Source organism: Rhodococcus sp. (in: high G+C Gram-positive bacteria) (genome assembly GCF_049286785.1).
Classification (GTDB): Bacteria; Actinomycetota; Actinomycetes; order Mycobacteriales; family Mycobacteriaceae; genus Rhodococcus_F.
This window is the reverse complement of record NZ_JBAQEO010000770.1, coordinates 1-8,805: the sequence shown is the minus strand read 5'-3', so window position 1 is coordinate 8,805 and position 8,805 is coordinate 1. Positions and strand designations below refer to the sequence as shown.

Below are 8,805 nucleotides of genomic sequence, written 5' to 3'. Positions count from 1 at the left end.
CGGCATCACGCAACGCAGTGATGATCGTGTCCCTTTCCGCAGCTTCAATGGGCGTGAGCGTGTGCAGTGACGATTGAGAGCAATAGCCGGGCAGGTCTCGCGGTTGAATATCGCCGAGCGGGCGACGCTCGATCGCGCTGCGGAGCGCGTCGAACAGCTGGGTGATGTTGCCCGGCCACGGATACCGCGACAGCGCACGGATAGTGGCGTCTTGGGCTATCACCCTTCTTCCGTGGGTGAGTGTCTCGAGAATTTGCTCGACGAGGGAGGGCAGATCCTCTGGGCGGTGTCGAAGAGCCGGAACATGAGTAGAGCGCTGAAAGTATGGGAGCAGCACATCGCACGGCAGCTGGTGATTGACACTGGATTCTGTCGCGGTTGCGGCGATCCATACCGCACCTTCGGCAGTGAGCCACTGGGTCAATTTCTTTGACGTGTCGGTGCCGAAAGTATGAATATTGCGCAGCACCACGATTGTCGGAGACTGGTCGCCGAGCAGGTGCGTCTGTTCGGGGAGCTCGCTCGATTCATCGAGCACAATTGAACGTCCGTCGGGAAAGAGTCGATGAAACGTGTCAGTGAGCAGGGTAACCTTGCCGGCACCCGACTCTCCTGTGACGAGCAGTGGAACCTTGTGGCTCAACGCGTCCGCCACCTCATGCTTCGACGCGCTCCAGATCGACGACCCTGACGAAACAGATTGCAAACCAGGGGAACCCATGGACGTATGCGCGTCCGCGGACGTGGGGCCGGGCGAAAGATTCGGGGTACCGGTGAACGCATCAGGCGCGTGCAGCTTGCTGAGGGTTTTCAACTCCACGACGATGCCTACCGCCGTTGTTTCGGAGCCGACTCGCTTGCCCCGAAGTTCTACCACGCGCCCATCGGCCAGTTCGATCGGGCGAGAAGCGCGTTGACGGCGATCGAGCATGTACCGCGCGTGCTCGAAGAGCGAATGCTGTTCGGTAGGCCCGAAATCACGCTGGGCGCGTGCGTTGGCCATCGCGACCCGATCGCCGACAGCGAAGACTGCTTCCCTCGATCGCAGGTCGAGCCGGGTGAACTCTGTGAACAACGCCTGTTGGTGCATGCTTTGGTCGTTCAACAGGCTGCTCTCGATGGCAGCGGCGGACGAGCGTACGAAACTGTGCAGCAGGGGACTCGAGTGTTCGGCCAAACAGGTGAGATCGAGAACTCCTTCGATCCGTCCGGTCACCGGATTTCGGATCGGTGCACCCGAGCACGAATACTTCTTGAAACGCTCATGGTAATGCGACTCGCCGATAATCTGAACCGATTGTCCGGACGCGAGAACCGTACCGACACCGTTGGTTCCGATTTCACTCTCCGCGTAGCTGAAACCAGGGGCCAATGAGATTCTGTCCACCATCGCGCCGATGGTGCGATTCGTATCGAGCCGTTTGAGTACACGGCCCTTACTGTCGGATACCGCGACGCTGAGCGGGATGTCTTCGGTGTATTCGAGGAGTCGCTCGATGATGGGCTGTGCGCAGTGTACCAACCTGCCCGATACATCGACGTCCCCGATGTAAGCGACGTCCCCTCCCTCGGCATCGACACCGGCGGCGCGGGACCGTACCCAAGAGGCGGCGATGAACTGCGAGTTCGCACCGGGATGGCAGCCTTCTGAGCTGACATTCGTCGACATCATCTTCGAGCCTCCTGGACGTAGTTGAGTGGCGGCTAGGTGGCCGGGTGTCCGGCATGTCCAGCAAACAGCGGCTGCGACGCGGGCGGTGTCCCAAAGTAGGACACTACCGCTTACCCCTCGAGAAGTGATGCTGATCTCACCCCGATGAGTGGCGCACGTCACTCAATGTTACTCGATCAGCTAGGAGCCTCGATGGAGCGATTGATCAATATCGATAACGGTGGGACCCTCACCGATATCTGCGTAGGCAGCGGATCGGACTTCTCGTTTACCAAGACTTTGACGACACCTGTGGACCTGTCTCAGTGCCTGTTCGAAGGCATGACCAAGGCGTCGGTCGGAATCTTCGGTGAGGAGAATCTGGCAGCGCTGCTGCATTCGACCCGTCACATTCGTTACTCCTCCACGCAGGGCACCAATGCGCTGGTGGAGCGCAAAGGCCCACGAATCGGCCTCATCAGCGAAGATCCCGCAATCGTCGACGAGCTGCGGGCCGCTGGGGATGCGGAATCACTCTTCGACGACATCGTGGGAAACCGCATCGCCGTGGTCTCCCCTGACGCAGACGGTGACCAGCTCAGCCAGCTGCTCGTGGCGGAGATCAACCGGCTGACCACTGCCGGCGCAGAACGGATCGTGCTGGCAGCAGACGACAAGAAGCGTGAAAAGATCTTCAAGCACATCGTGCTCGAGAAGTTCCCCCGTCACCTGCTCGGCTCGGTACCGGTGCTGTTCACCTGGGAGTTCACCTCGGACACGCTGCGCTCGCGTCGAATCTGGTCCGGCATCATCAATTCGTTCCTGCATCCGACCGTCGAACGCTTTCTTTATAGCGCCGAGCACCGTTTGCGGGCGTACAAGCTCAAGAACCCACTGCTCATCTATCGCAACGACGGAGCTTCTTCTCGCGTCGCGAAATCCGTCGCGCTGAAGACGTACTCGTCCGGTCCGCGCGGAGGGCTCGAAGGTACCCGTGCTCTGGCTGAGGCGTACGGGCTCGACCACGTCCTGATGATCGACGTCGGCGGAACGACCACCGACGTCGGATCAGTGAAAGACCGGAGCATCGCCACCGAACGGCGCGGCTCCGTCAATGGTGTGCCCATCTCGCACGAACTGAGCAACGTTCACTCCACCGGCGTCGGTGGCAGTTCCGTCATCGCTGTGACGAATGGCGAGATCAGGGTGGGTCCGGAAAGTGTCGGCGCCGCACCTGGACCGGCGTGCTTCGGATTCGGTGGCAAGCAGGCAACCATCACAGACGTCAACCTCCTTCTCGGAGTGCTGGATCCGACGACCTATCTCAACGGGGAGATGGCGCTCGACGCTGACCGCTCCAGGGCAGTGATCACCAAGACTGTCGCTGGGCCACTGCAGATTTCCTTGGAAGAAGCGCTCGTCCGGATGGAAACTGCGTACTTCCGGCACGTTGCGGACTCGTTTGCCGCAGCGGTGGAGAGCGCGGACACGACGACGTTGGCGGCTTTCGGTGGTGGTGGACCGATGAGCGCTTGTGGCGCTGCACGTCTCGCCGGCGTGCGCAAGGTTCTGGTACCGCGACTCGCTGCCGTCTTCTCTGCCTACGGCATCAGCTTTTCCGATGTCGCCCAGACATACGAGGCCGTCATCACCGGCGCCGCTGCGGAACAGATCGATTCCGTACGCGCCGAACTGGTCGACCGTGCCACCCGCGACATGTTCCAGGAAGGGCACGGTATCGACGACTGTGATCTCGACTGGAAGATCGTGGTGGAGAACGAGGATGGTTCGCTCGCTACGGAGCAGCCGTTTTCTGCCACGTTCGATGCCGGCGCAGACGCGGACCAGAATGTCATGATCTCGCTGACGGCGACGTATCGGTTGCCGCATGCCGTCATCAACGGCGGACGACCGGAGACGAAAAGTGAGGCCGTCTCCATCGGACATCGTTCGGTCCGTTCCTCGGCAACCGAGGTCGACGAAGTTCCGGTCTATCAACTCGAGGACCAGGTCGCCGGCGCGACTGCTGCTGGGCCGGCCATCGTCGAGGGTCCGTTCTTCACCGCCCGGGTCCCCAGCGGTTGGACACTCGACATCTCCGATTCCGGTGACCTGTTCCTGACAGACCAGCAATGAGTGCGCCGAGCAAGCTCGGTACCTCCAGAAACCAACAGTGAAGACGGTGACAAGCATCATGCGGATTCCCATGACCGAATATCTGGCGATCGAACTCGACTCCGAGAGATGGCACTGCCGGGTCTGCAACCACGACCTGGGCAACGCCCGCGGAAACTACAAGGAAGGAACGTTGGTCTACGACCGCGATCCTCGCGAGATTCATCCGGCCGTTCTGGATCCGGAGAAGTACGAATTCACATTCGCGCCCGACCCGAACTTCTGCCGGATCCTCGAATTCTATTGCCCCGGATGCGGTACTCAGATAGAGACGGAGTACACCGCACCAGGACATCCCCCGACGGTGGACATGATCTGGGATATCGATTCACTCCGCACCCAGTGGGCGGACCGGGAAGGCGACCCGGAAGAACTCGTCAACTATGGCCCCGGTGAGAACGCCATTGCCGAGCCACGCCACACCCACGTCCACGCGAAGCACTGACGGCCGCACTCTCGAGGAGATCACCTGTAATGAAACGTATATCTGTCGATATCGGCGGGACATTCAGCGACTGCTTCTTCGTGTGGGATGACCTCTACGTCGAAGCGAAAGCACTCACCACCCACCACAATCTCGCACTCGGATTCAACGAGGCGCTGGACCTGGCGTGTAAACGGGCGGGAGTCAGCCGGAGCCAGGCGCTGCGCGAGGTCGATTCGGTGCGGTACGCCACCACGCTCGGTACCAATGCGCTGATCGAAAGCAAAGGGCCCAAGGTTGCCGCTCTGGTGACGCACGGGTTCGAGGACACCATCCATCTCTCTCGTGGGCGCGGTTACGGAGAGGGACTGGACGGAACCAAGCAAGGCGACATGCCCGATGCCCAACGCCCCGAGCCGCTGGTTCCGCGGCACCTCACTCGATCGATCAAGGAACGTGTCGATTCCGTTGGCGACGTCCTGGTTCCGATCATGGTTGACGACGTCCGAACTCAGGTCCGGGCGCTGGTGGACAACGGCGCGGAGGCAATCGTTGTGGCGCTGACCAATGCGACCGAGAATCCGTCGCACGAGCAGCAGATCCTGGAAATCATCCTTGACGAGTACCCCACCCACGAACTGGGCTCCATTCCCGTGTTGCTGAGCAGTCAGGTGTCCGGACGGAAGGGAGAGTACGTGCGTGCGATGTCGACAATTGTCGACGCGTTCCTGCACGAGACCATGTTCCACGCTTTGAACCAACTGTCGAGCAACCTGCGCGACGCCGGCTACGAAAAGCCCATGCTGGTCATCCACAACTCCGGCGGCATGGCCCAGCCCAACTCGACCGACGCGTTGCAGACCATTCACTCCGGTCCGATCGCCGGAGTCGGTGGCGCGCAGCACCTGGCGGAAACCACGGGACTCGGTGACGTGGTGTCGATGGACATGGGAGGGACCTCGTTCGACATCGGACTGGTGCCCGAAGGCGGTGTCCGCCATTACGATTTCCAGCCGACCATCGGGCGGTGGATGGTCTCCATGCCGATGATCCACCTGAACACCCTCGGTGCCGGCGGTGGCTCCATCGCAACCTTCGACCGCATTCATCGTTCGGTGCAGATCGGACCCGAATCGGCGGGATCGGACCCGGGTCCGGCTTGCTACGACCGCGGTGGTCTGCACGTGACGGTCACCGACGCGGACCTCGTGCTGGGATATTTGGACCCTGAGAACTATGCCAATGGGTACATCACCCTTAACAAGAAGCGTTCGACTTACGCGATCGATGAGACGCTCTCCGATGAGCTGGACCTGGACACCGTTTCGGTAGCCAAGGTGATCAAGCGCAGCGTCGACGAGCAGATGGCCATCGGCATCGAGAAGGAACTTCGATCTCGCGGCGGCTTGGTGGAGGACTACACCATGCTGGCGTATGGGGGCAACGGCCCGTTGCACGCCTGCGGGATCGCAAAGGGGGCGGGTATCAGCAAGATCCTGTTTCCCCCTTTCGCATCTGTGTTCTCGGCGCTGGGCGCGGGCAACATGAAACCGCTTCACATCCACGAGCGCAGCGCGTACATCGTGCTCTACGAACCTCGGGAACGCACACTGTACGACCAGTACGAGACGATGAACGGTTACATTCGGGAACTCGAAGCCAAGGGCGCCGAAGATCTTGTGCGCCAGGGGTATGACGCAGACAAGGTCAAATACCGCTTGGAGATGGACATGCGGTACGGCAATCAGCTTGCCACCACCGCCGTATCGTTCGATATCAACCGTGTCGACGGTGTCGCCGATGTTCTGTACTTGATCAAGACGTTCTCTGAGATCTTCGGCCAGCGCTACGGTGAGGGCACTCAGGCCCCTGAGGCCGGCGTTCGGGTACAGACCGTGCGCGTCGCCTCGTACATCGAGGGTGATGTCGTCAAGTTCGATTCGATCGAGTCCGGCGGCAGCAGAACGGTTCCCGATCACATCTCGACTCGACGCGCACACTTCACCGACGTAGACAAGCCTGTCGAAACGCCGGTCTACGACGAACGCGCTTTGTCGCACACCTCGGTCATCCCTGGGCCTGCCATCGTTACCACCGAGAGCACCACGTATCTGGTGGAGCCCGGCTGGCGGCTCGAGCCGACCGTGCAGGGCGCCGTTTGGCTTCTCAAAGACTGAGCGAATCAAAAACTTTCAGGAAGGAGCTCGAGAGCGCATGACTCTTACGCAGAACAACACGGACCCATTCGACACGGAACCCGACATCTCCCAGCTGCTCAGTGAACAGGAACAGCAGTGGGTCGACGCATTCATGGACGAGACCACCCTGTTCCTGGGGCCGGATCCGGACATCATGCGTCACCATCAAATCGCGCCACGCACAGCACATGAAGATCGCTGCATCGAGCGGGCTACCGACCCCCTCGGTGCGGATCGGATTCGTAAGCGGCTGGCGGGTGCGCTGGACGAGGCGTTCGAAATGTGCGAAAGCATGGGCGCTGCACCGGGCGCAAAGTGGGCGGATCTCTCCTGCGCCGTCTATACGGCAGAAGGTGACGTCAGTTACCTCTCGAACCGTGGCGTGATTGCGTTCTCGGCGGTCCTGCACCACCCGATTCGCTACATCATGAAGAACTGGAAGGATGACCCCAGCGTCGGGATCAATCCCGGAGACGGCTTCTTTCACAACGACTCCCGATTCGGAATGGTCCACAACACAGACCAGTCCATGCTGGTGCCGGTCATGCGTGACGGAGAGATCATTGCGTGGGTGGGGGCCACGATCCACGAAGGCGAGAACGGTGCATGCGAGCCCGGTGGGATGCCGTCGGGTTCGGAGTCGCCGTTCGACGACGGACTGCGGGCATCTCCGATCAAGATCGTCGAAGGCGGACGCCTACGTCGTGACCTGTTGACCTTCCTCCAGCACTCGACTCGCGACCCCAAGCTGATGCTGGCAGATATCAAGGTCAAGATGGGTGCGGTCAGGCGCGTGATAGAGACGGTCGATCGTCTCATCGACGAGGTCGGTCAAGAGGCCTTCGTCGCGGCTTTGCGGTTGACGGTCGAGAACGTCGAGGCCGAGGTAAGTCGCCGGATAGGTGAACTTCCGGACGGAGTGGTGACCTTCAACCAGTTCGTGGACTCGACCTTGAAGGAGAACATCCTCATCAAGTTCGCTTGCAAGATCACGATCAAGGGCGAAAAGTTGACCGTCGACCTGACAGGAACCGGACCGGAAATCCTGAACCGTGCAATCAACTCCCCGCTCGGGTCGACCAAATCGTTCATGACACAGGCGATTCTCTCGTACTGGTGGCCGGATCTGCCGCGAAGCACCGGCGCACTCTCGCCCATCGAGGTGATCTCCGACGAACACACCTGGGCCGATGCCGGATACGACGCGCCCGTCGGGCAATCGCTTCAAGCATCCTTCCGCGGCTTCTCTGCACTGCAGACCGCCTTTGCCAAGATCCAGTTCTCGGCTCCGAAGAAGTACTCGAATGTAATTGCCCCCTGGTTCAATCAGATCAATGACTTTCTGTGGGGTGGAACCACCCAACACGGTGAGCAGGTCGGCAACCTCTGCGCAGATCTCAACGGTATGGGCGGTGGCGCCAAGGCATTTCGAGACGGCGAGGACGGTATCGCGCCATTGTTCTGTGCGATGGCAGATATCGCCGAGCAGGAAGTGATGGAGGAAGAAGTTCCCTTCCTGCAATTGGTGAGTAAGCGCCTGGTACGCGATAACCAAGGCTTCGGCAAATATCGTGGTGGCATGGGCTACGAAATGATCGTTGCCTCACGCGGCACCCCGAGTTGGGGCTTCATGACCGTCACCTCCGGGTCCAAGTTCTCCTCGGTGACCGGCATGTTCGGCGGTTACGGTTGCCCGACATACCCCTTGTCCATGGTCAAGGGCATCAACATCTACGACATCATCCAGAAAGATCCCTCGCAGTTCGATCTGTCGATCGAGCGGATCATGAACGAACAGCCCTACGAGGGTGGCGAATACCTGACCAGCCATATGGGCCTGCAGTTCGACGTCGCCAAAGAGGGCGAGTTGTACATGATCAGCCAAGGCTCGGGCGGTGGTTACGGTGATGTGCTCGAACGTGATCCGGAAGCCGTCATTGCAGATTTACAACTCGATCGTATCTCGGCGAAGGTTGCCGACGAGATGTACGGCGTCGTCTTCGACCCCGAAAGCTTCGTGGTGGACGAAGCGGCCACTGCAGAGCGTCGTGCGGGTATCCGTCAGGACCGAATCGCCCGCGGTAAGCCGTACCACGAGTTCGTAAAAGAATTCGTCACTCCCGAACCACCCGAGGAGCTCCTGTACTTCGGTTCGTGGGGCGACGACAACGAGCAGCTCGTGGCCACCCACTGGGGTGGCAACGAGCCCGCCCGGGTCACGGCTCCACTGGATGAGCTACCCCTCATCATGATCCCCGACCGCAGGGTGCTCAAGATCGAAAAGCTCGAGCGGCGTGTGCGCGAGCTCGAGAAGAAGTGCGGTGAGGACGTCATTCATAAGTCCTGACGTCGAGTAC

5 protein-coding genes are annotated in these 8,805 nt (G+C 60.4%); 4 read left to right on the top strand and 1 reads right to left on the bottom strand.

Translation table 11 applies throughout. The annotated features are described in order from the left end of the window. The coding region (locus tag WAW17_RS27800; RefSeq protein WP_422336082.1) for a sigma-54-dependent Fis family transcriptional regulator at positions 1-1,672 on the bottom strand (1,672 nt) is incomplete at its 3' end. Between the two features lie 192 nt (positions 1,673-1,864). Here WAW17_RS27800 and WAW17_RS27795 point away from each other — a divergent pair. From WAW17_RS27795 to WAW17_RS27780, 4 genes are read left to right on the top strand one after another with little or no spacing between them, the layout of a single operon-like run. Then, complete coding sequence (locus WAW17_RS27795; RefSeq protein WP_422336081.1) at positions 1,865-3,787, top strand: hydantoinase/oxoprolinase family protein; 1,923 nt, start codon at positions 1,865-1,867, stop codon at positions 3,785-3,787. A 58-nt stretch (positions 3,788-3,845) separates the two neighbouring features. Beyond that, the gene (locus WAW17_RS27790) at positions 3,846-4,271 is read left to right on the top strand and encodes an acetone carboxylase subunit gamma (RefSeq protein ID WP_422336083.1); all 426 of its coding nucleotides are present in this window, start codon (positions 3,846-3,848) and stop codon (positions 4,269-4,271) included. A 29-nt stretch (positions 4,272-4,300) separates the two neighbouring features. After that, on the top strand, positions 4,301-6,427 hold the full coding sequence (locus tag WAW17_RS27785) for a hydantoinase/oxoprolinase family protein (RefSeq protein WP_422336080.1): 2,127 nt from the start codon (positions 4,301-4,303) through the stop codon (positions 6,425-6,427). Positions 6,428-6,464: 37 nt separating this feature from the next. Next, positions 6,465-8,795, top strand: coding sequence for a hydantoinase B/oxoprolinase family protein (locus tag WAW17_RS27780; protein ID WP_422336079.1), 2,331 nt, complete (start codon positions 6,465-6,467; stop codon positions 8,793-8,795). Positions 8,796-8,805: the final 10 nt, after the last annotated feature.